Below are 25,621 nucleotides of genomic sequence, written 5' to 3'. Positions count from 1 at the left end.
GGGTGCGGGGGCGTGTTGTCCTGGCTGCCCCCCCGGGGGCCCGGGCGGGGGGCCCCCCCCGGGGGGGCGCGGGGGCCCCCCCCCGGCCAGGGAATTCCCCGCCGGAGGCGGCGGCCCTAACGTCGAATGCCGACCACCGACTCGACGAAGGGGAAGAATGCGCCTGCGCGCCCTGCTCGCCGCTGCCGTTTTGACCGTCTCCACCGCTCCCGCCGCCTGGGCCGTCGCCCACGGTTCCGACGTCCCGCCGGGGCAGTACGGGTTCGTCGCGAAGCTCGCGATGACGAAGATCCCGCGCCCGGACGGCTCGACGTACAGCAGCTTCTGCACGGGCGCGCTCGTCGCGCCCGACTGGGTCCTGACGACCGGCCACTGCTTCCACGACGCCCACCGCGACCGGGTTTCGGGCAAGACCCCGTACCCGACGACGGTGACGCTGGGCCTGACCGACGAAGCGACGGAATCGGGCATCGCCCGCAAGGCGACCGAGGTCCTCCAGGCCAAGGAGAACGACGTCGCCCTGGTCCGCCTCGACTCCCCGGTGACCACGGTGACGCCCCTGACGGTGACCCGCGCGGCGCCGAAGGTCGGCCAGCAGCTGACCCTGGCGGGCTGGGGCAGCCTGACGAGCTCGGACCCCAAGCCGGCCACCCGCCTCCAGGAGGGCACGGTGGCGGTGGCGAAGGTGGATCCGACGACGCTGGGCGTCCGCGGCGCGGCCCCGGAAATCACGACGAGCGCCTGCACGTACGACTCCGGAGCGCCCTATTTCTCGGGCAACGAGCTCGTCGCGGTGGAGGCAACGGGCCCGGACTGCCCCCACGCGGGCATCGAGACAACGAGCCGGGCGGACGTCATAGCGGACTGGACAGCCACCCACACGGCGTAACTTCGCCCAGGGCGAACACGGGTGACATACCCCACCGAGCCACACGGATGCCCTCCCGGACCACGCTGGAAGGCGACGGCAGGCACCGTGGGGGTCCGGGGGCTCGGCCCCCGGGAGAGACCAGGAAAATGGGAAGAGCCCCGATCGCGTTAGCGATCGGGGCTCTGAACAGCGTGGGCGAGGAGGGAGTTGAACCCTCACGTCCTTTCGGACACACGGACCTGAACCGTGCGCGTCTGCCATTCCGCCACTCGCCCGAGTGCTTCTCTCGTGCAGCGAAGAGAAGACTAGCAGGTCGTTTGAACGGGTTTCACCGGGGGCCGTGTCGAGCCTCGCTCACCCGGATAGGATCGGTGCGGAAGCACACGTGTGAGGAGGTTTTCCCCGGTGGGCCGCGCCGAACGATTCGACAGGCGACTCGAGAACCTGGTGGGGAACACTTTCGCGCGCATGTTCGGTGGCAACGTCGTCACGCAGGAAGTGGCGATCGCCCTGGAGCGGGAGAGTGAGGAAAACGTTCGTGAGCTGGCAGGCGGTCGGCAGCTCGCCCCCAATCACTACATCGTGTCCCTGGGAGCGGCTGACCACGAGCGCATGGCCGGTGACGAGCAACGCGTCACCCAGGTGCTGGCCAAAGCGGTGGCGGAACACCTCGCCGCCGCGGGCCTGGACACCTATGGTGACGTCGTCGTATCACTCGAGCGCAACGAGGCGCTGCATACTGGACAGTTCAAGACCCGTTCGTCCGTCGATCCCGACGCCCGCCCCTCAGGCGCCGGTTCACCGCGGTCGGCACGACCCAGCAACGCAGGAGACCCAGCAATGAGCCAGCCCCCCGGCTACGGCCAATACGACCAGGGTGACCCGTACGGCCAGCAGGGCCAGTACGGCTACGGACAGCAGGGTGGCCAGCAGCCCGGGTACGACCAGGGTTACGGCCAGCAGGGTGGATACGACCAGTACGGCGGCCAGCAGCCGCAAGGCGGTGGCTACGACCAGTACGGCCAGCCGCAGCAGGGTGGTGGCTACGACCAGTACGGCCAGCAGCCCCAGGCCGGCTACGACCAGGGCTACGCCCAGCCCCAAGGCGGAGGCTACGACCAGGGCGGCTACCAGCAGCCGCAAGGCGGTGGCTACGACCAGGGCTACGGCCAGCCCCAGGGCGGAGGCTACGACCAGGGCGGCTACCAGCAGGGTGGCTACGACCAGTACGGCCAGCAGCAGCCCCAGGGCGGGTACGACCAGTACGGCCAGCAGCAGGCGTACGGCCAGCCTGCCGCGGACCCGTACGCCCAGCAGCAGGGCGGCTACGGCCAGCCCGCGCCGGGCCGTCAGCTCGCGGCGAGCCTGCAGCTGGACGACGGCTCGAACCGCACGTACTCGCTGAAGCAGGGCGGGAACGTCGTGGGCCGGGGCCAGGACGCGGACTTCCGCCTGCCCGACACCGGGGTTTCGCGCCGCCACCTGGAGATCACCTGGGACGGCCAGAGCGCGACGCTCGCCGACATCGGCTCCACGAACGGCACGACCGTGAACGGCACCCCGGTCCAGACCTGGCAGCTCGCCGACGGCGACGTCATCCGGGTGGGTCACTCCTCCCTGGTGTTCCGTACACAGGGCTGACTCAGGACCCGGAATACTGTTCCCGCAGAATTGACGTGCGGGGGGACCGCGGCGTACCCGCGTCGCGGCTGCACGGACGAGTCGGGAGCGGACACACCAAGTGCCAGAGCTGGTCGTACAACTCACCAGGGTGGGCTTCCTCGTGCTGCTCTGGCTCTTCGTGTTCGCCGCGCTCAGAGTCGTCCGCTCGGACCTCTACGCGGCGTCCGGCATGCGCGTCCAGGTGCCGACCTTCGGGCGCAAGAAAGAGAAGAAGCCGCGCAACAGCAAGTCCCCGCAGCAGCTGCTCGTCACGCACGGCGCGCTGGCGGGGACGCGCATCGCGCTGGACGGCCGGCCGATCCTGATCGGCCGGGCCGACGACTCCACGTTGGTGCTCGACGACGACTACGCGTCGACCCGGCACGCGCGGATCGCCCAGCGCGGCGAGGACTGGTACGTGGAAGATCTGGGCTCGACGAACGGGACGTATCTCGACCGGGCTAAGGTCACTGCACCCCTCCGGGTCCCGCTCGGAGTCCCCATCCGGATCGGCAAGACGGTGATCGAGCTTCGCCCATGACTCTCGTCCTCCGCTACGCAGCCCGCAGCGACCGGGGCCTGGTGCGTTCGAGCAACCAGGACTCCGTGTACGCCGGCCCTCGCCTGCTCGCGCTCGCCGACGGCATGGGTGGCCACGCGGCGGGTGAAGTGGCCAGCAAGGTCGTCATCGCCTCCCTCGCCCCGCTCGACGACGACGAACCCCGTGACGACCTGCTCGCCCAGCTGCGCGAAGCGGTGGCGAACGGCAACGCCGCGATCGCCGAGCTCGTCTCGCAGGACCCGGACCTGGACGGCATGGGCACCACGCTCACCGCCGTCCTGTTCGCCGGCACCCGGCTGGGGCTGGTGCACGTCGGCGACTCGCGCGCGTACCTGCTGCGCGGCGGCCAGTTCGCGCAGATCACGCGCGACGACAGCTTCGTCAACGAACTCCTGGAACAGGGCCGGATCACGCCTGAAGAGGCGGCGGTGCACCCACAGCGCTCCCTGCTGCTCAAGGCGCTCACCGGGCACGAGGTCGAGCCGAGCCTGACCGTGCGCGAGGCCCGCTCCGGCGACCGGTACCTGATCTGCTCGGACGGCCTGTCCGGCATGGTCAGCGACGAGACGCTGGCCGAGGCCGTGCAGATCCCGGACCCGCAGCAGTGCGCCGACCGGATGATCGAGCTGGCGCTCAAGGGCGGCGGCACCGACAACGTCACGGTGATCATCGCCGACGTGGTCGACGTCGACTTCGGCGAGGACGCGCCCATCGTGGGCGGCGCCGCCGGGGACGGCAGCGACGAACTGCACCAGGGCGACTCGCCCGCGGCGCGGGCCAGGGCGCTGACCCAGCCACCTCCGCAGCAGCGCCCGGACCTGCCGCAGCCCCGGGAAGACCCGAAGGCCAAGCGCCGGAAGCGGTTCCGCTGGCTGGCCGGCGCGCTGGTCGTCCTCGTGGTGCTCGCCGCGGCCGCCATCGCCACCCGCTACTTCGTGCTGAGTCAGTACTATGTCGGCGAGGGAGCGGACGGGGAGGTCGTGATCTACCGCGGCGTCCCCGGCAGCATTCTCGGCATCGACCTGCACGCCTACGAGCAAGGGTCCTGCCCGCCTAGCCAGGTGTGCACGGACAAGCTGCGCGTCACCCAGCTCCAGGAGGACGCGCGGCTGGCGGTGCAGAACGGCGTCAAGAAGGACAACCTCGACGAAGCGCGGAAGTACATCGACGACTTCCTGCAGCTGCGCAAGCGCCTGAACAACTGCGCGCCGGCGGGCGGCCAGCCGTCCACGACGCCAACCCCTTCGGTCACGCCGACGACGACTCCGTCGGCTCCGGCCGGCTCTACTGCTCCGTCGTCGGCGAACCAGCCAGCGGGGAGGGACTGCTCGACGCCGAGTTCGACGGCACCGACGACGGGAGGCGGTAACTGATGAGCCAGCCCGCCGCGCGCGCCGCCGAACCCCTCGCCGCGCAGTTCCAGACGAACCCGCCGCGCGAGGTCCCGACCCGCCGCAACACCGAGCTGGTGCTGCTGGGGTTCGCGACGTTCATCGTCACCGTCGCGCTCGTCCTGGTGGAAGCGAACCAGGAGCAGGAACTCACCGCGTCGATCATCTGGCTCGGCCTGGCCTACCTCGGCGTGCTGACCGGCGCGCACCTGGCCGTCCGCAAGTGGGCGCCGTACGCCGATCCCGTGCTGCTCCCCTGCGTCGCGCTGCTGAACGGCATCGGGCTGGTGATGATCCACCGGATCGACCTGGCGCTGGCCGAACGGGCCACGCAGCAGGGCAAGGACTACACGCCCGCCGTCACCGCGCAGGTGCTGTTCACGGTGATCTCGCTGGTGTTCTTCGTCGTCGTGCTGGTCGTGGTCAACGACCACCGCACGCTGACCCGCTACGGCTACACCGCGGGCCTGATCGGCATCGTCGCGCTGGCGCTGCCGGCGCTGCTGCCGTCGAGCCTGTCCGAGGTCAACGGGGCCAAGGTGTGGCTGAAGCTGCCGGGGTTCTCGATCCAGCCGGGCGAGTTCGCGAAGATCCTGCTGATGATCTTCTTCGCGTCCTTCCTGGTGTCGAAGCGGGACCTGTTCATGGTGGCGGGCAAGAAGCTCGTCGGCGTCGAGCTGCCGCGCGCCCGCGACCTCGGCCCGATCCTGATCGCCGCGTTCGTCTGCATCGGCGTCCTCGTGTTCGAAAAGGACCTCGGCACGTCGCTGCTGTTCTTCAGCGTCATCCTGGTGATGCTGTACGTCGCGACCGAGCGGGCCATCTGGGTCGTCCTCGGCCTGAGCTTCTTCGCGGTCGGCTGCGTCATCGCCTACAACCTCTTCGGGCACGTCCAGCAGCGCGTCGCGAACTGGCTGGACCCGCTGGCCACCTACGACCAGGCGGGCGGCGGTTACCAGCTGGCGCAGGGCCTGTTCGGGCTCGGCACCGGCGGTGTCGGCGGCACCGGGCTCGGCGCCGGGCGGCCGGACATGGTGCCCGAGGCCAACACCGACTTCATCACCGCGTCGATCGGCGAGGAGCTCGGCTTCATCGGGCTGGCCGCGGTGCTGATGCTGTACCTGCTGGTCGCGATGCGCGGCATGCGCAGCGCGCTGGCCGTGCGCGACACGTTCGGCAAACTGCTGGGCGGCGGGCTCGCGTTCACCATGGTCATGCAGATCTTCGTCGTCGTCGGCGGAGTCACGAAACTCATCCCGGAGACCGGTATCACCGCCCCGTTCCTGTCGAAGGGTGGTTCGTCGCTGCTCGCGAACTACATCCTGGTCGCGCTGCTGCTCCGCATCTCCGACGCGGCCCGCAAGCCCGCCTCGCGCCCGAAGCCGCAGCAGCAGCCGCAGGCCCCGATCGCGGAAGCGCACACCGTGCTCGTGCAGCGGCCGCCGGCGGAGGGGGGTGCGCAGGCGTGAACACCCCGCTCCGCAAGGTCGGCATGGCGATGCTCGTGATGGTCGTCCTGCTGCTGGCCAACGCCACGTACATCCAGGTGGTGAAGGCCGACGACTACCGCACCGACTCGCGCAACGCGCGCGTGCTCTACGACGAGTTCGCCCGCCAGCGCGGCAAGATCGTGTCGCAGGCCAACGGCGAGGTGCTGGCCGGCATCAACCCGTCGAACGACAAGTACAAGTACATCCGGACCTACGCCGACGGCCCGATGTACGCGCCGGTCACCGGCTACTACTCGATCAACTACGGCGCCGGCGGCCTGGAGCGCGCCGAGGACGACGTCCTCAACGGCTCCGACCCGCGGCTGTTCGTGCGGCGGCTGTCGGACATGGTCACCGGCCGGGACCCGAGTGGCGGCAACGTCCGGCTGACCATCGACCCGGCCGTGCAGAAGGCCGCGTACGACCTGATGACGCAGAAGGGCTACACCGGCGCCGTCGTCGCGATGGAGCCGAGCACCGGGCGGATCCTGGCGATGGTCTCGACGCCGTCGTACGACCCGAACCAGCTCGCTTCGCACACGTCGAAGGCGCAGGCCGACGCCTGGAACGCGAACAACAAGGACCCGAAGAAGCCCATGCTGAACCGGGCGATCTCCGAGACCTACCCGCCGGGTTCGACGATGAAGCTCGTCACCGCGGCGGCCGTGCTCGAAGACGGCAAGGGCCCGGACACCCAGGTCAGCCAGGAGCCGAACACCAAGCTCCCCGGCACGAACACCACGCTGGAGAACTACGGCGGCGAAACCTGCCCGGGCAACACGTTCAAGGACGCGCTCGCGCACTCCTGCAACGTGCCGTTCGCGGAGTTCGCCGGCCAGCTCGGCCCGGACAAGATGAAGAAGACGGCGGCGAACTTCGGCATCGGGCAGACCGACCTGACCGTGCCGATGAAGGTCGCCCCGTCGACGGTCGGCCCGCTCGACTCGCAGGGCGCGCTCTACCAGAGCGGTATCGGCCAGCGTGACGTCCGGCTGACACCGCTGCAGGACTGCCTTCTCGCGGCCACCGTGGCCAACGGCGGGATGGCGATGAAGCCGCAGCTGGTGCAATCGGTGCTGGCTCCCGACCTGTCGACGATCGAGGACTACAGTCCCACCGAGCTCACCGGCACCGCGGCGCTGTCGTCGTCGAACGCCGCGATCCTCAAGGACATGATGATCGCTTCCGAGGGCTTCACCAAGGGTGGCGGGAAGCGCGCGGACGTCAAGATCGCGTCGAAGACCGGCACCGCCGAACACGGCACGGACTCCAAGAACACCGCCCCGCACGCCTGGTACACCGCCTTCGCCCCGGCCGACAGCCCGCAGATCGCGGTCGCCGTGATCGTCGAGGACGGCGGCAACCGCGGCCTCGCGGCCACCGGCGGCACGGTCGCGGCGGAAATCGGCCGCGCGGCGATCAACGCGAAGCTCGGGGGTGGATAGCGCATGCTGTCCTCCGGTCAGCTGCTGGCCGACCGCTACAAGCTGACGAGCCGGATCGCCGTCGGCGGGATGGGTGAGGTCTGGCAGGCCAGCGACACCCGGCTCGACCGGACCGTGGCCGTCAAGATCCTCAAGGCCGAACTCTCCGGCGACGCCGAGTTCCTCCACCGCTTCCGCACCGAAGCGCGGATGACGGCGTCCCTCAACCACCCGGGCATCGCCGCGGTGCACGACTACGGCGAAACCATCTTCGACGGCGACCTGCCGATCGCGTACCTGGTGATGGAGCTCGTCGACGGCGACCCGCTGGCCGGGCTGCTGGCCAAGCACGGGCGGCTGTCGGCGGAGTTCACCCTCGACATGCTCGAGCAGGCGGGCAACGCGCTGCAGGCCGCGCACTCGCACGGCCTGGTCCACCGCGACGTCAAACCGGGCAACATCCTGGTGACGTCGGCCGGGCAGGTGAAGATCACCGACTTCGGCGTGGCGAAGGCGGCCGACGCGGCCCCGGTCACCCGCTCCGGCATGGTCATGGGCACCGCGCACTACATCGCCCCGGAGCAGGCGCTCGGGCAGCCGGCCGAGCCGGCGTCCGACGTCTACTCGCTGGCGGTGTGCGGCTACGAATGCCTCGCCGGGCACCGGCCGTTCCTGTCCGAGAACGCCGTGACGGTCGCGATGATGCACATCCGCGACATCGCACCGCCGCTGCCACCGGACGTGCCGCCCGCGGCGCGCGCGGTGATCGAAGCGACGCTGATCAAGGATCCGCGGCAGCGCTACAACAACGGCGGCGAGTTCGCGGCGGCCGTCGCCGCGGTCCGCGCCGGGTTGCCGCTGCCCACGCCCTCCGGGCTGGTGAACGCCACGTACGCGACCGGGCAGCAGCCTCAGCAGCCCCCACCGCAGCAGTTGCAGCCACCGCCGTCGATGCCGGTGCCGATACCCCAGCAGCAGCTTCCCCCGCAGCAGCAGATGCCGGGTGGGCCGCCGTCCCCCGCGATGAACCCGATGCTCGCCATCGGCCCGCCGTCCCGGCCCGCCCCGCGGCAGGTCATGCTGCCGGCCGCCCGGAAGAAGACGCAGTGGGGCTGGTGGGCGCTTCTCGCGGCCATCCTGCTCGTTGTCCTGGTGGCGGGAATCGTGCTGGTGGCGAAGATGCTGGGCGCCGGCAACGGCTCGCCGCCGCACAACGGCCAGACGCAGAGCCAGGTGTTCCCGGGCAGACAGGTGCCCGCGGAGCAGTCTTCGGGCGGCTACCCGGCGGACACTCCCGGCACGACGACCGACGATGGCCGGCAAGGCATCATGACCACACCTTGGACGGAATGGAACGGCATCCAGAGATGAGCACACCCAGACTGCTCTCCAACCGGTACGAGCTGGGCGAAACGCTCGGCTACGGAGGCATGTCCGAGGTCCACCACGGCCACGACGTGCGTCTCGGCCGGGAAGTCGCGATCAAGATCCTCCGTGCCGACCTCGCCAGGGACCCGCAGTTCCTGGAACGCTTTCGCCGTGAAGCGCAGAACGCCGCCGCGCTGAACCACCCGGCGATCGTCGCGGTCTACGACACCGGTGAGGCGAACGCCGAGTTCGGGCCGCTGCCGTACATCGTCATGGAGTACGTCGAAGGCCGGACGCTGCGCGACATCGTCAAGACCGAAGGCCCGATGTCGCAGAAGCGGGCGATGGAGGTCATGGCCGACGTCTGCGCGGCGCTGGACTTCTCACACCGCCACGGCATCGTGCACCGCGACGTCAAGCCGGCCAACGTGATGATCACGAAGAACGGCGCGGTCAAGGTGATGGACTTCGGCATCGCGCGCGCGATGCACGACGGCCAGTCCGCCATGACCCAGACGGCCGCGGTGATCGGCACGGCGCAGTACCTTTCGCCGGAGCAGGCCCGCGGCGAGTCCGTCGACGCGCGCTCGGACGTCTACGCCGCCGGGTGCGTGCTGTACGAGCTGATCACCGGCGAGCCGCCGTTCACCGGGGACTCCCCGGTCGCGGTCGCCTACCAGCACGTCCGGGAAGACCCCAGCGCGCCGTCGTCGGTGAACCCGGCGGTGGCGCCGGAGCTGGACGCGGTCGTGCTGAAGGCGCTGGCCAAGGGCCCGGCGAACCGCTACCAGTCGGCGGCGGAGATGCGCTCGGACCTGGTGCGCACGCTCTCGGGCCAGCGCCCGGTGGCGCCGATGGTGATGTCCGAAGACGAGCGCACGCAGGTGATGAACGCCGACCGGCGGCAACCGCAGCGCTACGACGAGTACAGCGAGCCGGACGACGAGGACCCGAAGGCCAAGCGACGGCGTCGCGCGATCCTGGCCGCGGTGGCCGCGGTGTTCGTGCTGGGCGCGGTGCTGCTGATCATGTGGCTGTCGAACGCGTTCAAGAGCAACGACCCCACCACCGTGGCCGTCCCGGACGTGCTGCACCAGACGGTCCCCCAGGCCCGGGAGACGCTGATCAGCAAGGGTTTCACCGGTACGGTCGAGCAGAAGCAGGTGACCTGCGGGGTGCAGCCGACCGACGGCAACCCGCAGTGCGGCCAGGACGACGTCAACCGGGTCATCAAGATCGACCCGGGGGTCGGCACCCAGGTGGCCAGCACCCAGAAGATGACGCTGTACGTCGGCGTCGCGCCGGGCAAGTCGAGCGTCCCCGATCTCAAGGGCAAGACGCGTGACCAGGCCGAGCAGGCCCTCACCGACGCGAAGCTGACCCTCGACGGGAGTGTCCAGGAGACCGAGGTCAGCGACCCGAACCAGGCCGGTCTGGTGCTGGCGCAGAACCCGCCCTCCGGTTCCCAGGTCGACCAGGGCACCAGCGTGAAGATCACCATCGGCAAGTCCAAGCAGCTCAAGACGGTCACCGACTTCACCAACCAGGCGTACTCGAAGGCCAAGTCGTCGCTGGAGAGCCAGGGCTTCACGACGAAGCGGGTCGACCAGGCCTCGGAAACGGTGCCGAAGGACACGGTCATCACCCAGAACCCGAACGGTGGGCAGCTCGCGGTCGGCAGCCAGATCGTGCTGACCGTGTCGACCGGTCCGGACAGCTCGAGCCAGATCCAGATGCCCCTCCTGGCCGGAATGACCCTCGACCAGGCGCAGGACAAGCTGTCGAGCATGGGCTGGACCGGCAAGTTCAACCAGAAGTCCGACAAGAACAGCAATGCTCCCGAGGGCACGATCACGGGTCAGAACCCGTCCGCCGGCACGATGATCAACCGGGATCAGAACGTCACGGTGAACGTTTCGGAAGGCAACGGGTTCCCGTCCATCACCTTCCCCACAACGACGAGAACCTCCAACTAGCGAGCAACGAAAAAGGCCCGCACGGTTCGCCGTGCGGGCCTTTTTCGTCGGTCAGGAGGGTCAGGACTGGTCGAGGAATCCTTGCACCGCAACGAGAACCTGATCGGCGTCGCTCGCGGCGCCGAAATCGAGCTCGAGTTCCTCGGCGGCGCCCGAGCGTTTGACCTTCAGCGAGACGCGGGTTTCCCGGCATCGCGTCAGCCACGCGAAGAGCGAGCGGCAGAAGACGTCGGCGGAGGTGCTCGAAACGCCGACGACAACGGCGTCGAAGAGCTGGACGCGGCCGCGGAGCTGGTCTTCGCCGCGCAGCCAGTCGGCGAGCTCCGGAAGCTCGCTACCGGAGTTTGGCACGGTGATCGCGACGATCCCAGCCGTCACCCGATCTCCTTTCGCCGAGAACCGGAGAGGCCCCGAACCTTAGTCGGCCGTGCGGTCCCACTGGAAGCCCGGTGCGGAAATTGAATTCTGCAATTTGCAGTCAGGACCGGCGACGCACGAGTTCCGAAACGGCGAAGTAGCTGACGGCCACCATCGCCGCCGCCGTCACCAGCGCCAGGACCAGCGGTCCGCCGATCGGCTCGTCGTCGGTCAAGGCGTGCAGGAGCGGGTGGACCAGCGGGATCTTCGCCAGCAGGACGACGACGAGCGTGATCACCGCGGCGAGCACCGTCCAGCCGATGCGGTGGACCAGCAGCCGCGAGCACGGGAGCGCGATCGCGATGCCCAGCACCGCGCACGCGAGGTGCGCGAGCAGCCCGATGCCGAGCGCCGACGGCTGGATCCGGAACGACTTGAGGGCCGACCACACCTCGGTGATCGCGGTGAGGACCAGCGAACAGGCCAGCACGGTGAGGATCGCGCCGGTGATCATCCGCCGCCACTGCCGCGCGTGGCTGAGGGTCACCAGGCGCTGCACCGGGTCTTCGATGTCGAGCAAGGCGATCGTCAGCCAGCAGGAGACGACCAGCAAGCCGCCGGCGCTGACGCCGTACAGCGGCAACGGCGGCGAGTGCGGGTCGGCGTAGAGGATCACGCAGAGCGCCAGGTAAGCCAGCAAGGCCGGCAAGTACCGCTGCGAATGGCCGAGCAGCGCCAGGTAGTACCGCGTCAAGGCGAGCACGGCGCCACCTCCCGCACCGACCAGCCGTCTTCGAGCGCCCGCAGCAGCACCGCGTCGACGCGGGCGACCTCGACCGTCAACACCACGTGCGGGCCCTCGGTGACGGCGTGCCGCACGCCGGGCTCGTCCACCCAGCCGGTGCCGCCGCCGCGCAGCACGATCCGCGTGGTCGGCTCCGCGCTCTCCGCAGTCAGCTTGCCGTCGTTCATGAGGTGGACGACGTCGGCGTGGTCGTGCACCACCTGCGGCCGGTGGTCGGTGAACACGACGCTCGCCCCGCGCGCCCGCGTCTCGGCGACGAGCTCGCCGAGGATCGCGTGCGTGCCGACGTCGAGGCCGGACCACGGCTCGTCGAGGATCAGCAGATCGGGCCGGACCATCACGGCCTGGGCGAGCCCGACTTTCTGCGCGTTGCCCTTGGACAAGGTGCGCAGCGGCGCCGTCGGCCCGCCGACGAGGGCGAGCCGTTCGAGCAGTGGGTCGATCACCGAGAGGTCGGCGAGCCCGCGGATGCGGGCCATGTGCCGCAGGTAGGCGCGGGCGCCCATGCGCTGGCCGGCCGGGAAGCGGTCCGGCAGGTAGCCGATCCGCGGGCTGCCGGTGAGCGACCCCGTGGTCGCGTGCGAGACGCCGGCCATGATCCGCAACAGCGTCGACTTCCCGGAACCGTTGCTGCCGAGGATGCCGACGACGTGCCCGGGCTCGACGGTCAGGTCGACGTCGCGCAGGACGAAGTCACCGCGCCCGTACCGCTTGCCGACCCCCTCGAGCCGGATCACGCAACAGCGGCCTTCTGAAGTGCCTTGGTGGCCCGCTCGAGCTCGTTCACCCGGACCGGGTCGACGGGGTGGCCCGCGGCGGCCAGCCAGTTCGCGAGCATCCGGTGGCCGCCCTCGGTGAGCACGGACTCCGGGTGGAACTGGACACCCTCCAGCGGCAGCTCGCGGTGGCGCATGCCCATCACGATGCCGGACTCGGTGCGCCCGGTGATCTCGAAGACGGCGTCCGGAATCGTGTCCGGCACCACGGTCAGGGAGTGGTACCGGGTGGCCGTGAACTCCTCGGGCAGGTCCTTGAGGATGCCGGCGCCGGTGTGCCGCACCTGGCTCGTCTTGCCGTGCAGCAGCTCGGGCGCGCGGTCGACGGTCGCGCCGTAGACGACGCCGAGCGCCTGGTGGCCGAGGCAGACGCCGAGCATCGGCGTGCGCGTCTCGGCGCACTTGCGGATGACGTCCATGCTCTGACCGGCGCGTTCGGGGGTTCCGGGCCCCGGCGAGACGAGCACGGCGTCGAACTCGGGCACGCGGTCGAGGTCCACGACGTCGTTGCGCCAGACCGTGCAGTCGGCGCCGAGCTGGGCCAGGTACTGGACCAGGTTGTAGACGAAGCTGTCGTAGTTGTCGACGACGAGAACGCGCATGGGGCCGAGCTTACCGGCTCCCACCTGGTGGACCGTACGCCAAATCACATTTTAGGTTAGGTGATCCTAACTTACCGTGGGTCGGGTGAGCCGTTCTCTTCGTGTAGCCGTCGTGGGCGCCGGTCCCGCCGGGATCTACGCCGCCGACATCCTGGACAAGTCCGACGCCGATGTGACGATCGACCTGTTCGAACGGATGCCCGCGCCCTTCGGGCTGATCCGCTACGGCGTCGCGCCCGACCACCCGCGCATCAAGGGCATCGTGACGGCGCTGGAGAAGGTGCTGGCGAAGCCGAACATCCGGCTGCTGGGCAACATCGACTACGGCACCGACATCAAGCTCGACGAGCTGCGCGAGTTCTACGACGCGGTGATCTTCTCCACCGGCGCGTCCGCCGACCGCGCGCTGGGCATCCCGGGCATCGACCTCGACGGCAGCTTCGGCGCCGCCGACTTCGTGTCCTGGTACGACGGCCACCCCGACGTGCCGCGCACCTGGCCGCTGACCGCGTCCTCGGTCGCCGTCCTCGGCGTCGGGAACGTCGCGCTGGACGTGGCGCGGGTGCTGGCGAAGACGGCCGACGAGCTGCTGACCACCGACATCCCGGAGAACGTCTACCAGGGCCTGAAGGCCAGCCCGGTGACCGACGTGCACGTGTTCGGCCGCCGCGGCCCGGCGCAGGCGAAGTTCACCCCGCTGGAGCTGCGGGAGCTGGATCACTCGCCGAACGTCGAGGTCATCGTGTACCCCGAGGACATCGAGTTCGACGACGGCAGCATCGCCGCGCTGCGGGCGTCGAAGCAGATCGACATGGTCGTGAAGACGCTGCAGGAGTGGGCGATCCGCGAGCCGGGCAGCCGGCCGCGGCGGCTGCACCTGCACTTCTTCCACTCGCCGGCCGAAGTCCTCGGCGAGGACGGCCGCGTCACGGGCCTGCGCACCGAACGGACCGAGCTGACCGGCGACGGGAACGTCCGCGGCACCGGCGAATTCCACGAGTGGGACGTCCAGGCGGTGTACCGCGCGGTCGGCTACCTGTCGTCGCACCTGCCGGAGCTCCCGTTCGACCATGTGGCCGGCGTGGTGCCGAACCAGGCCGGGCGCGTGCTGGACCTGGACGAGAACCAGCTGTCGGGCGTGTACGTGACGGGCTGGATCAAGCGCGGCCCGATCGGCCTGATCGGGCACACGAAGGGCGACGCGGCGGAGACGATCGCGAGCCTCCTGACGGACGCGGACACGCTGGCGGCACCGAAGTTCGCCTCCCCGGACGCGATCCTCGACTTCCTCGAAGCACGCGGAATCCCGTTCACGAACTGGGACGGCTGGGGCCGGCTCGACGCGCACGAGAAGGCGCTGGGGTCGGCGGCGGGCCGCGACCGGGTCAAGGTGGTCGAGCGCGAGGAGATGACCCGGATCTCGCGCGGCTAGGTTCCCGCGCCGAGGTAGGCGAGGACCGCCATCACCCGGCGGTTCGTGTCGTCCGACGCCGTGATGTCGAGCTTGGCGAAGATGTTCGCGGTGTGCTTGCCGACCGCGCCCTCGCTGAAGTGCAGCTTCGCGGCGATCGCGGCGTTCGAACAGCCTTCCGCCATCAGCGAAAGGACCTCGCGCTCCCGCTGCGTCAGGGCGGCCAAGGGGTCGGAAGCGTTGCCCGCCACCAGTTTCGCGATCACCTCGGGGTCCATCACCGTGCCGCCGGCGGCGACCCGGCGGACCGCGTCGATGAACTGCTCGGCGTTGAAGACCCGGTCTTTCAGCAGGTAGCCGATCGCGCCGGTGCCGTCGGCCAGCAGCTCGCGCGCGTACAGCTGCTCGACGTGCTGCGAGAGCACGAGGATCGGCAGGCCGGGAATCTCCCGGCGAGCGGCCAGCGCAGCCTGCAGCCCCTCGTCGGTGTTGGTCGGCGGCATCCGGACGTCCACAATGGACACATCGGGGCGTTCGGCGCGCAGGGCCGCCACGAGCTCCGGGCCGCTGGCGACCGCCGCGACGACGTCGAAGCCGTGCGCGGTCAGGAGGTGTGTCAGGCCGTCTCGGAGGAGGTACTGGTCCTCGGCGACGAGGGTTCGAGGTCGAGCTGACACGGGATCTCCAGGGTCGCCTTCGTCGGGCCGCCGATCGGGCTGGTCAGCGTCAACCTACCGTCGAAGGCACCCAGCCGGCGCTCGATTCCCCGCAGTCCCGAACCCCGGGCCGGATTCGCCCCGCCCGGCCCCTCGTCGGTCACGACCACCGTCAGGAGACCGTCGGCGAACTCCACCTCGATCGACACCCGTTTCGCGCCGTGCTTCGCCGCGTTGCCCAGCAGTTCGGACACCGCGAAGTACACGCACGCCTCCACCGGCTCCTCGACACGCCCCGGCAGTGAGCCCGTGACCTCGGACTTCAGCGGACTGTCCATGGCCAGCGCGCGCACCGCGTCCAGCAGCCCGCGTTCGGACAGCACCGGCGGGTGGATGCCGCGGATCAGCACCCGCAGTTCGGTGAGCGCTTCGGACGACGCCGCGCGCAGCTCGGCCGCGAGCCGTTTGGCGGCCGCCGGATCGGTGTCCACCAGCGCCTCGACGGCCCCGAGCTTCATCCCCATCGCGACCAGCCGCGACTGGATCCCGTCGTGCAGGTCGCGCTCGATCCGGCGCAGCTCCGCCGCCTGCGTGACCGTGACGTCGGACCGGGTCTGCTTCAGCCGTTCGACGCGCTGGGCGAGCCGCGACGACTCGGTCGGCCCGAACCACAGCCGCGCGAAGCGGGCCTGCTGACGGGCGAGCCACGGCGCCGGCGCCACGGCGATGACCACCGCCAGCAGGATCAACGGCGTCTGCGCGAGCGCACCGAGGTGCGTCGACACCGGGGGCAGGGGGAACCACTCGACGCGCGGCGACACGAACGGCCGCCACACCCAGAGCACCGAAAGGCCGGTCACGGCCCAGCCGAACGCCACGAGCGCCGGCAGCGAGCAGGCGAGCGACACGAGGGAGCTCAGGCCACCGCCCGCGATGTCCCGCCAGGTGGCCCGGTCGCGCAGGATCCACCGCCGGCGGGCGAGCTGGACCGGCCAGAACGGCTCCTCGTGCAACTGCCTGCCGACCTGGTAGAGCCCGTCGGCGCGCGGCACCGGCAACGCGGGCGGCGGCAGGTACGGACGCGGGATCCGCACGCCGGTCCAGTTTTCCGCCTCGCGGCGCAGCGTGTCGGTGATCGAGCGGCTCCACAGCACGACCGGGGCCGCCAGCGGCGTGGCGACGCCGAAAACAGCCAGCTGGAACACCGAAAAGATGAGTTGCACCAGGGAAAGCGCGAGGATGCCGAACTGGTGGCCCAGCGATTCGAGGTGCCGGTGCAGCCAGTTCTTGCGCGTGGGCTCGACGGGCGGACGCGGCCCGAGCATCCAGCGCGTCCATCGGCCGTGGCCACGCAAGGCCGCCGGACCACCGAGCAGGACGGCGACCGGGAGCAGCAGCGTGAGGAGCGGGTTCACCAGCTGCCAGGTGAACTCCCGGCCCGTGGCCGGGTCTTCCATCACCCAGGTCAGCCGGTGCTGCCAGCTGATCCAGAACGCCCGCTTGTAGAGCTGGTTACCGTCGCGGTACCAGCCGTCGCGCTCGCGCACCGGCTCCGGCGGTTCGGGCCGGTACGGCGCGGCGATCTCGACGCCGCACCAGCGCGCGGCCAGCGTCCGCGCCGCCGCCGATCGGCCGCGGGCCCATTCGACCGCGGGGCCGAAGAAGAAGACCAGGCCGCCGCAGAGCAGCGCGAACGTGACCAGCTCGACGAGCACGTCGAGCCAGCTGAGCAACGAGAACGCGGCCAGCGCGAACGCCCGGCCGATCGCACGCAGGTACACCACCCGGCACCTCCTTCCCCCCGGCATCCTCGCCGACCGGCGTCGGACCGCGCACTGCCCCAAGCCCCACGAAGGGGGTGGGTCCAACCCCACCCCCGCTTCAGCAAAACGCTACCTGAGCTGGGGTTTCAACGTCATTACGGACGCGGCCGCCGGTTCGTAGGTTCGGAGCCATGCCCCTCATCGAAGTCACCGACCTCCGCAAGCGCTACGGCACCCGGGTCGCGGTCGACGGCGTTTCGTTCACCGTCGAGCGCGGCGAAATCTTCGGCATCCTCGGCACCAACGGCGCCGGGAAGACCACCACCGTCGAATGCCTCCAGGGCCTGCGCCGGGCCGACGGCGGCACGATCTCCGTCCTCGGCCTCGACCCGGCGACGGACCGCACCGCGCTGACCCGCCGCGTCGGCGTCCAGCTGCAGGAAAGCCAGCTGCCCGCGAAACTGCGCGTGCGCGAAGCGCTGGAACTGTTCGCGTCGTTCTACCCGGAGCACGCCGACATCGACGTCCTGCTCGACCAGCTCGACCTGAGCGACCACGCCCGCAGCTACTTCGGGAAGCTTTCGGGCGGCCAGAAACAGCGTGTCTCGATCGCCCTGGCCCTCGTGGGGCAGCCGGAACTGGCGATCCTCGACGAGCTGACCACCGGGCTCGACCCGCACGCCCGCCGCGAAACGTGGCGGCTCGTCGAAGGCGTCCGCGCCACCGGCGTCACGGTCCTGCTCGTCACCCACTTCATGGACGAAGCCGAACGGCTCTGCGACCGCGTCGCGATCTTCGACGCCGGGCGCGTGGTCGCCACCGGCACCCCGACCGAGCTTCGCGCCGCCGCCGGAGCATCCACTTTGGACGACGCGTTCGTCTCGCTGACCAGGAGCGCCCGGTGAACACCTTCGCCAAGATCACCGCCACCGAAACGAAACTCTTCCTCCGCTCGCCGCTCATGGCGGCCGCCGGCATCCTGCTGCCGTCGATCCTGCTGCTCGCGATCGGCGCCATCCCGGGCATGAGCGAGCCCAGCGCGGCCGCGGGCGGGTACCGGTTCATCGACGCCTGGGTGCCGTCGCTGATCGTCGTCAGCCTCGCGATGCTCGCGCTGCAGTCGATCCCGGCCGCCGTCGCCACCTACCGCGAGCAGGGCGTGCTGCGCCGGCTGGCCACGACCCCGGTGCACCCGGCCAACCTGCTGGGCGCGCAGCTGCTGATCCACGTCGCGGTTTCGCTGGCGGGCATCGTGCTCGTGCTGGGGCTGGGCCACGCCGTCTACGACGTCCCGCTGCCGAAGCACCCGCTGTCGTTCGCGCTGACGCTGCTGCTCGGGATCGTCTCGATGTTCGCGCTGGGCCTGATCGCGGCCGCGGTCGCCCGCACGTCGAAGGCGGCCTCCGGGGTCGCGATGATCGCGTTCCTGCCGACGATGTTCTTCGGCGGCGTGTACCTGCCGCGGCCGTTCCTGCCGGAGACCCTCCGCCGGATCGGCGACTACGTGCCGCCGGGCTCGCAGCCGCTGCAGGACGCGTGGGTCGGGACCGGCGTGCAGCCGCTGCAGCTGGCCGCGCTGGCCGCCTTCGCGGTGCTCGGAACGGCGTTGGCGGCGAAGCTCTTCCGCTGGGAGTGACCAGGGCTTCCGCCAAAGTGGTGATGATCATCGTTTTCTCTTGTGGCGGGGCCACCCGGCCGGTAGCCAGGAGGATGGCCCTGCTCAAACTGGAGGTTCGATGTCCCTGGACGTGTCACCCGCGTTGCTGGAGAAGGCCGAGCGCGGGGAAGTCACCGACGCCGAGTTCGTCACCTGCGTCAAGGAATCCCTGCCGTACGCCTGGGAGGTCATCACCGGCGTCATCGCCGACGCCGAGGGTGCGGCCGACGGCTTCGCCGACAACGAGACCCCACCGCCGAGCGAGGCCGCCCGCGGGCAGCTGCTGCGGGCGCTGGCCTCCGACGCGATCCGCGGCGGCCTCGAGCGGCACTTCGGCGTCAAGCTGGCGTTCCAGAACTGCCACCGGGTCGCCGTGTTCAAGCAGTCCGAAGTAGCGGGTGACCGCTACCGCGCGTTCGTCTCGCCGCGCGGGCAGCTGCTCAACCAGAGCCCGGAACTGCGGGACTGCTAGCTCGCACCTCCGGCGTACCCGGCGCTTCCCCGAGCATCAGCACGTGGGCGATGCCGGTGCGCCGGAGGCTCGTTGCCCACCACCCACGGTGCGCGGGTTCCGCTCTAGTGGACCGCGACCTCGTTGAACCACAGCCGCGGCTCCAGCCACGGGAACACCACGAACATCAGCAGCGCGACCACGCCGAGCACCAGCACGACCGCCATCGTCAGCTTCGCCGCGAACGGACCGGGGAGCTTCCGCCAGATCCAGGCGTACATCAGGCCTCCCCGATCTTCGAGAGCAGGTCGCCGTAGTCCTTGACCTGGTTCTTCGGCACCTGCTGGGTGAGCACCGAGGTGATGATGAGCCGCTCCTTGGCGGAGAACTGCGGGTGGCAGGTGGTGAGCGTGAGCAGCGCGGCCTGCTGGGCCTTCGGCAGCGCTTCGGCACCCTTGTACGGGACCGGGTTGACCGCGGTGCCCTGGCTGGGCAGCACGACCTTGCGGCCGAAGGTCTCGCTGTAGGCGCCGCCGTCCTCGGCGTTCTGATCACGCAGCGTGGAGACGCCCTTGCACTTCGGATCGGCGCCCTTGCCGGCGGCCCAGTCCTTCATCTCGTCGTCGTAGGGCAGAACCTTGTAGATGTAGAAGTCGGCGGAGGTCTCGATCACGATCTGGTCACAAGAGGAGAGGTTGTCCAGGTCGTTGAACGGGGCACCCTTGCCGACGCGGTGGCCGGCCACCGCGAAGTTGCCGGGCTCACCGGGCAGCGCCGTGCCCTTGTAGTGCCCGGGGCCGACTTCGAGGGCCGCGTCGTCCGTGCCCTCCTGGATGGTGAAGTTGTAGTCGACGCCGAAGCTGGGGATGTGGATGCGGGCGAACGCCTTGCCGTCGACCAGCTCGGGATGCAGCGTGCGGTCGTGCGCCCACTCGCCGTCGAGCTGATCACTCGCCTCGGACTGCTTGCCCGCCGAGAACAGGTCGGTCACGTAGAGCTCGTAGACCATGAACAGCAGCACGACCAGGCCCAGCGTGATGAGGATTTCGCCGGCCGTCCGGATCGCGACGCCGCCCTTGCCGAGCGGGGCCGGGGCTGACTTCTCCTCGGTCGCCGTGCCGCCCTTCCCGACCGGGGCGAAGATGACGGTCTCCTCGTTCGCGCCGGGCGGCGGGGTCGGGCCGGTGTAGCGGCGGGGCGGCCGGCCCTGCGGACGCGGGGGTGGCTGGTCCTGGGGGCCGCGCTGGGGCCGGCGGGGCGGCACCTGGCCGCGCGGGGGCGTGGCGGAACGGCCCGGTGACGGTGGCCGGCGCGGCGGCATGGGCTCGCGCGGCGGCATGGGCTGTCCGGGGTGTCTGCGCCGGTCGTCGTCCGGTCCTTCGCGCGTAGCCACGCAAGCTCCTCTCAACCCGCGTCGAACCCTGGGTGACGCCCTTGTCACGGTCCGGGAAATCCGACCACTCCTGGCCGCTGCTTTCCTGCGGTCGTTTACGTTAACGTGTGCACGTGGCGCCGGTTGCGCACCCTCAGCGGGACATCGCCACCAGACGAGCCCGAAGAGCACCGCGAGGAACACACGATGCCCAAGTCCAAGGTCCGCAAGAAGACCGCGTACACCCCGCCCGCCGACCGGCGCACGCCGGTGAAGGTGCGAGCCGCAGGCCCGACCGGCCTGGCCTGGAAGATCCCGATGTTCGGGCTGATGCTGATCGGCCTGGTGTGGCTGCTGGTCAACTACATCGCCGGGGACAAGATCTCCTGGATGGCCGACCTGGGCAACTGGAACTTCGCCGGCGGGTTCGCGCTGATGATCGCGGGTCTGCTCATGACTATGCGCTGGCGTTGATTATTACTCCAGTTGGCGGCTTGACGTCGAATTACAGCGGTGTGACTCATCCCCAGTGTGGATAACCCCTGTGGATAACTACCCCACCTCCTGGGCGCCTCGTCAGGCCGTTGTGGTATCGGCCTGGGCGGTCACCGCGTTGCTGCTGGCCGGCGTGGTGACCGATGCGCTGACCGGCGACCGCGGCGGGCTGGTGCTGTTCGCCCTCGCGGCCGTCGCCGCCGGCGCGTTCGCCGCCCACGCCACGATCGTCCGGCCCCGGCTGGCCGCCGACACCGAGGGCCTGGTGGCCCGGACGCTGGGCGGCACGCACCGGCTGCCGTGGGCGCAGACGCGGACGCGGCTGCGCACCACCAGACGACTCGGCCGCGACGGCGTCACGCTCGAGATCGAGCACGAAGACGAGCTGTACGTCTTCGGGTGGCTCGACCTCGGCGAGGACCCGCGGGACGTCCTGGACGTCCTCAGCACGCTGCGGAGCTAGGCGCAGACGTAGTACCGGCCGAACGGGAACTGGACGAACTGACAGGTCTCGGGCGAAAACTGCGAGCCCCGGTAGACGATCAAGCCGATGATCGCGACCGTGATGATCGTGATGCCGATCGCCTGCCAGCGCACCTGGCCGACCTCGGGCGCGTAGAGCAGCGCGACGGTGACCAGTGCCCCGGTCACCAGGCCGCCGATGTGCCCGAAGATCGAGATGCCCGGGATGCCGAAGGTGATGAAGGCGTTCAGCGCGAGCGTGATGATCAGGCCGGTGGGGTTCAGCCGCAGCTTCAGCACGGTGACCGCGTAGGCGCCCATCAGGCCGAACAGCGCGCCGGAGGCGCCCACCGTGCCGGGGTACCCGCCGGGGTTGCCGAACAGCAGCACCGACGCCGAGGCGCCGAGCATGGAGACGAAGTAGAGCGCCAGGAAGCGGCCGCGGCCGCAGACCTGCTCCAGCGACCGGCCCATCATCCACAACGAGAACATGTTGACCGCGATGTGGATGGGTCCGTAGTGCAGGAACCCGTTGGTCAGGATGCGCCACCACTCGCCGTGGCCGAGGGTCGCATCGCCGTAGAGGGCGCCGTGCTGGAAGGCCGAAGACAGGTCGTTGTCGTTCAGGCTGCCCGCCTGGGCGACCGTGAGCAGGAAGACCAGGACGTTCACCGCGAGGATGGCCTGGGTGACGAGCACCGACCGGGACAGCCGCGCACCGAAGACGGTGCGCTGGCCGAAGCCGGCTTCCTGGTACCCGCGGTGCTGGCGGCGCTGCTCCTGCCCGCCGGCGTGCACGCAGTCGGTGCACTGGAAGCCGACGGGGGCTTCGCGGAGGCAATCCGGGCACGCCGGACGCCCGCACCGGGCACAGCTCAATCCGGTCGGGCGGTTCGGGTGCCACCAGCACCCGGGGAGCGCGGCTTGTTCGGCGGCGGGGTTCGGCGGTTGGTTCACGATGCAACCAACCTACCGAAACCCGGCCCGCTCAGCCTTCGTGGTCGATCGTGACCTTCTCGATGACGATGTCGGTCAGCGGGCGGTCCGCCGGGCCGGTCGAGGTCCGCGCGATCGCGTCGACGACGTTGCGCGACTCCTGGTCGGCCACCTCGCCGAAGATCGTGTGCCGGAAGTTCAGGTGCGTGGTCGGCGCGACGGTGATGAAGAACTGCGAGCCGTTCGTGCCGGGCCCGGCGTTGGCCATGGCCAGCAGGTACGGCTTGCTGAACTGCAGCTCCGGGTGGAATTCGTCGCCGAACTTGTAGCCGGGGCCGCCGCGGCCGGTGCCGGTCGGGTCGCCGCCCTGCAGCATGAAGCCGTCGATGACCCGGTGGAAGATCGAACCGTCGTAGAACGGGCCGGAGTTCGTCCCCGCCGCGTTGGGCTGGGTGTACTCCTTGGTGCCCTCCGCCAGCCCGACGAAGTTCGCGACCGTCTTCGGCGCGTGGTCGGGGAGCAGGGTCAGGTGGATGTCACCCTGGTTGGTGTGCAGCGTAGCTTTCACGGACCTCATCGTGCCATCTGCGGCGGGGAGCTCGAAAAAGGGGCACGATAGGTTACGGGTAACAGAGCAGTGTCAAAACGAATGATGAGGTGAAGCCCATGTCCCGGGCGACAGCCCAGGCCGTCGAGACCGCCGACAAACTCGTCACCGAGGGTGTCAAGCAGGGGCGGCGCGCGCAGAAGAAGCTCGCGAAGAAGACGGAACTGACCCGCAAGGAGCTCAAGAAGAGCTCGAAGGCCGCTCGCCAGGAGGCGCTCGCGCGCCTGTCCGAGCTGCGCAAGCCGGGTCGCAAGGCGAAGAAGGCCGCCATCAAGGCCGCGAAGGCGGCCGGCGAGTCGAAGCGCCGCGGCAAGAAGGACTTCAAGGCGGCGAAGAAGGACTTCTACGCCGCTCTGTCCGAGGCCAAGTCGGCCGCCAAGGGCACCCGCAGCCGGCGCAAGTGGCCGTGGCTGCTGGGCCTGGTCGTGGTCGGCGCGGGCGCCGCCTACGCACTGCGGTCGAAGCAGGAGCCGCCGGTCGCCCCGGCGCCCCCGAAGGCCACCCCGCCTGCGCCGAAGCCCGCCGAACCGGCGAAGCCGACCGCGCAGGCGAACGGCAAGGCGCCGTCCGCGGCGCCCGCCGAAAAGAAGAACTGAACAAGACGCGAAGAGGCCCCCGGGGGTGCAGCCGGGGGCCTCTTCAGTCTTGCGATGCTTCAGTCTGATCAGACGGCGGCGGCGTGCTTGTCGATCAGCTGGCCCAGCCGCGGCAGCGCCTCTTCGACGTTCTTCTTGCCGTTCGGGCGCAGCTTGCCGTAGACCTTCTTGATGCTGTCGCGGCTGCTCTTCTCCGCGCGCGAGTCGGTGACGCTCAGCAGCGCGTCGGAGGCCTCGTCCGAGCGGCTGGACAGGTAGGCGCCGAAGTCGTTGCCGCCCTTGGCGCGGTAGTCACCGTAGAACGGCTCGAGCGCGGAGGCGAAGTCCGGCAGCAGCGTGTCGACGGCCGAGGGGATGATGCCCGGCTTGATCTTCTTGACCGCGGCGAAGCTGGTCTTCACGACGGCACCCGAAACGCCGCCCTTGTCCGAGACCTCGGCGTCCACGAGGGTCTCGAAGTCGGAGACGACAGCCGGGCGACGGCTGGAGTCGAGCAGGATTTCCTTGAGGGTGTCAGCCACGAATCTTGTCCTTTGTCGTTGCAGAGTTGGTGCCCCGCCCCGGGGTGGGGGTCCCCGGTGGCTGCGGTGCGCGAGTCCACGAAGCCTGCGCGTGACGCACAGGGTAATACAAGATCAACATCACTCACCCGTGTGGAGGTCGCTACCTAGAGCTTCAGGGCAGCGATAGCCTTCTTGACCACTGTGCGTGCCTTGACGCTCTGCTTCTGGTTCGTGGACGCGATGACCGCGGTCGCCCCCTTCGCGACCGCGTAGACGGCCCCGTCGTCGGTCGACAAATAGCCCCCCTTCCAGCCGGAAGGGTCGCTCGCCGGGTTGGACGAGTCGACCGGCGCCGCCTTGTTGACCAGCGCTGTCGCCGTCTTCGCGTCCCCGACGTAGACACGGACGGTGAGCTGGATCTTCCCGTCCGGGCGATAGAAGAAGCACGCCGGGTGCGGCTGGTCGGCGGACACTCGCACCTTCGACACGTGCTGGCCGTTCGCCTCGGCCACGACTTCGCTGTCGAGGTACGGGCAGTCCTCGGCCGCCCCCGGCTGGGGGTCCGGGGGCAGGCTGCCGGTGCCCGCCGCGGTGGACGCCGAGGGCGGGCTGGGCGTCGCGGTGCCGGTCACGATGGTGGCGCTGCAGCCGGCCAGCAGGGCCACGGCGGGCGCGAGAAGTACGAGTCGTCGCATAGCGCGGACAGTCAACCACGAAGCATGTGTGAAAACCGCTGGCTGACATCGCCTTGACCACCGGGCGTGCGACGATGTCCGGGTGCTCACCCCCGAGCAGTACCTCGGCGCGATGGCCGAGCGCATCCAGCGGGCCGGTGGCCGGCTGAACTCCGTGCAGATCGGGCCCGCCACGGCCGTCGTCGGGCTGTTCACCGAGCAGGTCCTGCTCACGACGATGAACTACTGCGTGATCGCCGCCGCCGTCCCGGAGGTCAGCGCCGCGGCGCTGTACGACTTCACCGGCCGCGCGACGCAGCACGCCCGCGCGAACCTGACCGGCACCATGGGCTGGACGGCGGGGTCCGTCGTGATCGCCGGGCTCGTCGGCGGCCGCGTGTACCCGGACGCCGCGCAGGCCGCGTCGGCGAAGTCGGGCAACCAGTTCGGCGGCGAGACGCGGATGGTCGCGGTGGACCTCTCCGCCGGGCAGCTGTACGCGTTCGTCGGCGGCAAGCTCTGGGGCGCGGCGATGCAGGGCTCGGTCAACGCGAAGCTGACGTACTGCTTCCCGCAGCCCGCCGAGGTCTACCAGCAGGTCCAGTGGCAGCAGGCGCAGCAGCAACCGCAGCACCCGATGCCCGCGCCGGCGCCGCAGGTACCGCCCCCGCCGTACGCCGGCCCGGCCGGTCCGCAGCCGCCGGTCTACCCACCGCCGGGGCACGCACCCCAGCAGGGTCCGTACGGTTACTGA

General features: G+C 70.0%; 28 protein-coding genes and 1 tRNA gene. 16 read left to right on the top strand and 13 right to left on the bottom strand.

Annotation, left to right across the window (positions count from 1 at the left end):
* The first annotated feature begins 157 nt into the window (after window positions 1–157).
* Entirely contained in the window at window positions 158–889 is a 732-nt protein-coding gene (locus ISP_RS00210; RefSeq protein ID WP_013222009.1) for a trypsin-like serine protease, read from the top strand.
* A gap of 174 nt (window positions 890–1,063) precedes the next feature.
* Here ISP_RS00210 and ISP_RS00205 read toward each other — a convergent pair.
* Window positions 1,064–1,146: transfer RNA gene (locus ISP_RS00205), tRNA-Leu, on the bottom strand.
* Between the two features lie 130 nt (window positions 1,147–1,276).
* On the opposite strand from ISP_RS00205, the gene ISP_RS00200 reads away from it, so the two are divergent.
* The 7 genes from ISP_RS00200 to pknB all read left to right on the top strand — a co-directional run bounded on the left by ISP_RS00200 (window position 1,277) and on the right by pknB (window position 10,744).
* Window positions 1,277–2,512 carry a DUF3662 and FHA domain-containing protein gene (locus ISP_RS00200; protein WP_013222008.1) on the top strand — a complete coding sequence of 412 codons (1,236 nt, stop codon included), beginning with the start codon at window positions 1,277–1,279 and terminating at the stop codon, window positions 2,510–2,512.
* Between the two features lie 100 nt (window positions 2,513–2,612).
* On the top strand, window positions 2,613–3,074 hold the full coding sequence (locus tag ISP_RS00195; protein WP_003079002.1) for an FHA domain-containing protein FhaB/FipA: 462 nt from the start codon (window positions 2,613–2,615) through the stop codon (window positions 3,072–3,074).
* Window positions 3,071–4,468 carry a PP2C family protein-serine/threonine phosphatase gene (locus ISP_RS00190; protein ID WP_013222007.1) on the top strand — a complete coding sequence of 466 codons (1,398 nt, stop codon included), beginning with the start codon at window positions 3,071–3,073 and terminating at the stop codon, window positions 4,466–4,468. The genes ISP_RS00195 and ISP_RS00190 overlap by 4 nt, the downstream gene beginning before the upstream one ends.
* A complete protein-coding gene (locus tag ISP_RS00185) occupies window positions 4,468–5,955 on the top strand; it encodes an FtsW/RodA/SpoVE family cell cycle protein (RefSeq protein WP_013222006.1) in 1,488 nt (495 codons plus the stop codon). Before ISP_RS00190 ends, ISP_RS00185 begins: the two co-directional genes overlap by 1 nt.
* A complete protein-coding gene (locus ISP_RS00180) occupies window positions 5,952–7,421 on the top strand; it encodes a peptidoglycan D,D-transpeptidase FtsI family protein (RefSeq protein ID WP_013222005.1) in 1,470 nt (489 codons plus the stop codon). The genes ISP_RS00185 and ISP_RS00180 overlap by 4 nt, the downstream gene beginning before the upstream one ends.
* 3 nt (window positions 7,422–7,424) lie before the next feature.
* On the top strand, window positions 7,425–8,771 hold the full coding sequence (locus ISP_RS00175) for a serine/threonine-protein kinase (RefSeq protein WP_013222004.1): 1,347 nt from the start codon (window positions 7,425–7,427) through the stop codon (window positions 8,769–8,771).
* On the top strand, window positions 8,768–10,744 hold the full coding sequence (gene pknB / locus ISP_RS00170; protein WP_013222003.1) for a Stk1 family PASTA domain-containing Ser/Thr kinase: 1,977 nt from the start codon (window positions 8,768–8,770) through the stop codon (window positions 10,742–10,744). The genes ISP_RS00175 and pknB overlap by 4 nt, the downstream gene beginning before the upstream one ends.
* A gap of 60 nt (window positions 10,745–10,804) precedes the next feature.
* On the opposite strand, the gene ISP_RS00165 is transcribed toward pknB, so the two are convergent.
* The 4 genes from ISP_RS00165 to ISP_RS00150 all read right to left on the bottom strand — a co-directional run bounded on the left by ISP_RS00165 (window position 10,805) and on the right by ISP_RS00150 (window position 13,284).
* Window positions 10,805–11,122, bottom strand: coding sequence for an effector-associated constant component EACC1 (locus ISP_RS00165; RefSeq protein WP_013222002.1), 318 nt, complete (start codon window positions 11,120–11,122; stop codon window positions 10,805–10,807).
* A gap of 100 nt (window positions 11,123–11,222) precedes the next feature.
* The gene (locus ISP_RS00160) at window positions 11,223–11,864 is read right to left on the bottom strand and encodes a hypothetical protein (protein ID WP_013222001.1); all 642 of its coding nucleotides are present in this window, start codon (window positions 11,862–11,864) and stop codon (window positions 11,223–11,225) included.
* Window positions 11,852–12,643 carry an ABC transporter ATP-binding protein gene (locus ISP_RS00155; RefSeq protein WP_013222000.1) on the bottom strand — a complete coding sequence of 264 codons (792 nt, stop codon included), beginning with the start codon at window positions 12,641–12,643 and terminating at the stop codon, window positions 11,852–11,854. Before ISP_RS00155 ends, ISP_RS00160 begins: the two co-directional genes overlap by 13 nt.
* Window positions 12,640–13,284, bottom strand: a complete 645-nt coding sequence (locus ISP_RS00150) for an aminodeoxychorismate/anthranilate synthase component II (RefSeq protein WP_013221999.1) — start codon at window positions 13,282–13,284, stop codon at window positions 12,640–12,642. The genes ISP_RS00155 and ISP_RS00150 overlap by 4 nt, the downstream gene beginning before the upstream one ends.
* 112 nt (window positions 13,285–13,396) lie before the next feature.
* On the opposite strand from ISP_RS00150, the gene ISP_RS00145 reads away from it, so the two are divergent.
* On the top strand, window positions 13,397–14,716 hold the full coding sequence (locus ISP_RS00145) for an FAD-dependent oxidoreductase (protein ID WP_013221998.1): 1,320 nt from the start codon (window positions 13,397–13,399) through the stop codon (window positions 14,714–14,716).
* Here the strand turns inward: ISP_RS00145 and ISP_RS00140 are convergent.
* Both ISP_RS00140 and ISP_RS00135 read right to left on the bottom strand, forming a co-directional pair.
* Complete coding sequence (locus ISP_RS00140) at window positions 14,713–15,372, bottom strand: response regulator transcription factor (protein WP_013221997.1); 660 nt, start codon at window positions 15,370–15,372, stop codon at window positions 14,713–14,715. The two genes, ISP_RS00145 and ISP_RS00140, sit on opposite strands and share 4 nt — an antisense overlap.
* Complete coding sequence (locus tag ISP_RS00135; RefSeq protein ID WP_013221996.1) at window positions 15,312–17,135, bottom strand: sensor histidine kinase; 1,824 nt, start codon at window positions 17,133–17,135, stop codon at window positions 15,312–15,314. The genes ISP_RS00140 and ISP_RS00135 overlap by 61 nt, the downstream gene beginning before the upstream one ends.
* Before the next feature lie 170 nt (window positions 17,136–17,305).
* Between ISP_RS00135 and ISP_RS00130 the strand changes: the two genes are divergently transcribed.
* From ISP_RS00130 to ISP_RS00120, 3 genes are all read left to right on the top strand, one after another.
* The gene (locus tag ISP_RS00130; RefSeq protein ID WP_013221995.1) at window positions 17,306–18,019 is read left to right on the top strand and encodes an ABC transporter ATP-binding protein; all 714 of its coding nucleotides are present in this window, start codon (window positions 17,306–17,308) and stop codon (window positions 18,017–18,019) included.
* Window positions 18,016–18,750 (top strand): ABC transporter permease, encoded by a 735-nt coding sequence (locus tag ISP_RS00125; protein WP_013221994.1) that lies wholly within the window; start codon window positions 18,016–18,018, stop codon window positions 18,748–18,750. The genes ISP_RS00130 and ISP_RS00125 overlap by 4 nt, the downstream gene beginning before the upstream one ends.
* Window positions 18,751–18,850: 100 nt before the next feature.
* The gene (locus ISP_RS00120; RefSeq protein ID WP_013221993.1) at window positions 18,851–19,243 is read left to right on the top strand and encodes an SCO5389 family protein; all 393 of its coding nucleotides are present in this window, start codon (window positions 18,851–18,853) and stop codon (window positions 19,241–19,243) included.
* Window positions 19,244–19,347: 104 nt separating this feature from the next.
* On the opposite strand, the gene ISP_RS00115 is transcribed toward ISP_RS00120, so the two are convergent.
* Complete coding sequence (locus ISP_RS00115) at window positions 19,348–19,503, bottom strand: hypothetical protein (protein WP_013221992.1); 156 nt, start codon at window positions 19,501–19,503, stop codon at window positions 19,348–19,350.
* Window positions 19,503–20,561 carry a class E sortase gene (locus ISP_RS00110; RefSeq protein WP_013221991.1) on the bottom strand — a complete coding sequence of 353 codons (1,059 nt, stop codon included), beginning with the start codon at window positions 20,559–20,561 and terminating at the stop codon, window positions 19,503–19,505. Before ISP_RS00110 ends, ISP_RS00115 begins: the two co-directional genes overlap by 1 nt.
* Before the next feature lie 240 nt (window positions 20,562–20,801).
* Here ISP_RS00110 and crgA point away from each other — a divergent pair, with 240 nt between their 5' ends.
* The gene (gene crgA / locus ISP_RS00105) at window positions 20,802–21,068 is read left to right on the top strand and encodes a cell division protein CrgA (RefSeq protein ID WP_013221990.1); all 267 of its coding nucleotides are present in this window, start codon (window positions 20,802–20,804) and stop codon (window positions 21,066–21,068) included.
* 70 nt (window positions 21,069–21,138) lie between these two features.
* Window positions 21,139–21,552 carry a PH domain-containing protein gene (locus ISP_RS00100; protein WP_034284820.1) on the top strand — a complete coding sequence of 138 codons (414 nt, stop codon included), beginning with the start codon at window positions 21,139–21,141 and terminating at the stop codon, window positions 21,550–21,552.
* Here ISP_RS00100 and ISP_RS00095 read toward each other — a convergent pair.
* Complete coding sequence (locus tag ISP_RS00095) at window positions 21,549–22,349, bottom strand: rhomboid family intramembrane serine protease (RefSeq protein WP_013221988.1); 801 nt, start codon at window positions 22,347–22,349, stop codon at window positions 21,549–21,551. The two genes, ISP_RS00100 and ISP_RS00095, sit on opposite strands and share 4 nt — an antisense overlap.
* Before the next feature lie 190 nt (window positions 22,350–22,539).
* On the bottom strand, window positions 22,540–23,064 hold the full coding sequence (locus ISP_RS00090) for a peptidylprolyl isomerase (RefSeq protein ID WP_049878080.1): 525 nt from the start codon (window positions 23,062–23,064) through the stop codon (window positions 22,540–22,542).
* An 89-nt stretch (window positions 23,065–23,153) separates the two neighbouring features.
* Between ISP_RS00090 and ISP_RS00085 the strand changes: the two genes are divergently transcribed.
* On the top strand, window positions 23,154–23,690 hold the full coding sequence (locus ISP_RS00085) for a hypothetical protein (protein WP_013221986.1): 537 nt from the start codon (window positions 23,154–23,156) through the stop codon (window positions 23,688–23,690).
* Between the two features lie 68 nt (window positions 23,691–23,758).
* Here the strand turns inward: ISP_RS00085 and ISP_RS00080 are convergent, their stop codons facing one another.
* Window positions 23,759–24,211, bottom strand: a complete 453-nt coding sequence (locus ISP_RS00080) for a DUF6918 family protein (RefSeq protein ID WP_013221985.1) — start codon at window positions 24,209–24,211, stop codon at window positions 23,759–23,761.
* Window positions 24,212–24,357: 146 nt separating this feature from the next.
* Entirely contained in the window at window positions 24,358–24,888 is a 531-nt protein-coding gene (locus ISP_RS00075) for a DUF2020 domain-containing protein (protein ID WP_176742125.1), read from the bottom strand.
* A gap of 82 nt (window positions 24,889–24,970) precedes the next feature.
* Here ISP_RS00075 and ISP_RS00070 point away from each other — a divergent pair, with 82 nt between their 5' ends.
* Window positions 24,971–25,621 carry a hypothetical protein gene (locus ISP_RS00070; protein WP_013221983.1) on the top strand — a complete coding sequence of 217 codons (651 nt, stop codon included), beginning with the start codon at window positions 24,971–24,973 and terminating at the stop codon, window positions 25,619–25,621.

Source organism: Amycolatopsis mediterranei (assembly GCF_026017845.1).
GTDB lineage: Bacteria > Actinomycetota > Actinomycetes > Mycobacteriales > Pseudonocardiaceae > Amycolatopsis > Amycolatopsis mediterranei.
The sequence above is the reverse complement of the archived record's forward strand: the minus strand, read 5'-3'. Positions and strand labels throughout refer to the sequence as shown.

What these genes read in the sequence shown, in the direction of transcription:
- ISP_RS00130 (WP_013221995.1), top strand. Translation starts at nt 17,306, where the DNA reads ATGCCCCTCATCGAAGTCACCGACCTCCGCAAGCGCTACGGCACCCGG.
- ISP_RS00120 (WP_013221993.1), top strand. Translation starts at nt 18,851, where the DNA reads ATGTCCCTGGACGTGTCACCCGCGTTGCTGGAGAAGGCCGAGCGCGGG.
- pknB (WP_013222003.1), top strand. Translation starts at nt 8,768, where the DNA reads ATGAGCACACCCAGACTGCTCTCCAACCGGTACGAGCTGGGCGAAACG.
- ISP_RS00090 (WP_049878080.1), bottom strand. Translation starts at nt 23,064, where the DNA reads ATGAGGTCCGTGAAAGCTACGCTGCACACCAACCAGGGTGACATCCAC.
- ISP_RS00115 (WP_013221992.1), bottom strand. Translation starts at nt 19,503, where the DNA reads ATGTACGCCTGGATCTGGCGGAAGCTCCCCGGTCCGTTCGCGGCGAAG.
- ISP_RS00110 (WP_013221991.1), bottom strand. Translation starts at nt 20,561, where the DNA reads ATGCCGCCGCGCGAGCCCATGCCGCCGCGCCGGCCACCGTCACCGGGC.
- crgA (WP_013221990.1), top strand. Translation starts at nt 20,802, where the DNA reads ATGCCCAAGTCCAAGGTCCGCAAGAAGACCGCGTACACCCCGCCCGCC.
- ISP_RS00190 (WP_013222007.1), top strand. Translation starts at nt 3,071, where the DNA reads ATGACTCTCGTCCTCCGCTACGCAGCCCGCAGCGACCGGGGCCTGGTG.
- ISP_RS00150 (WP_013221999.1), bottom strand. Translation starts at nt 13,284, where the DNA reads ATGCGCGTTCTCGTCGTCGACAACTACGACAGCTTCGTCTACAACCTG.
- ISP_RS00085 (WP_013221986.1), top strand. Translation starts at nt 23,154, where the DNA reads ATGTCCCGGGCGACAGCCCAGGCCGTCGAGACCGCCGACAAACTCGTC.
- ISP_RS00185 (WP_013222006.1), top strand. Translation starts at nt 4,468, where the DNA reads ATGAGCCAGCCCGCCGCGCGCGCCGCCGAACCCCTCGCCGCGCAGTTC.
- ISP_RS00075 (WP_176742125.1), bottom strand. Translation starts at nt 24,888, where the DNA reads ATGCGACGACTCGTACTTCTCGCGCCCGCCGTGGCCCTGCTGGCCGGC.
- ISP_RS00210 (WP_013222009.1), top strand. Translation starts at nt 158, where the DNA reads ATGCGCCTGCGCGCCCTGCTCGCCGCTGCCGTTTTGACCGTCTCCACC.
- ISP_RS00175 (WP_013222004.1), top strand. Translation starts at nt 7,425, where the DNA reads ATGCTGTCCTCCGGTCAGCTGCTGGCCGACCGCTACAAGCTGACGAGC.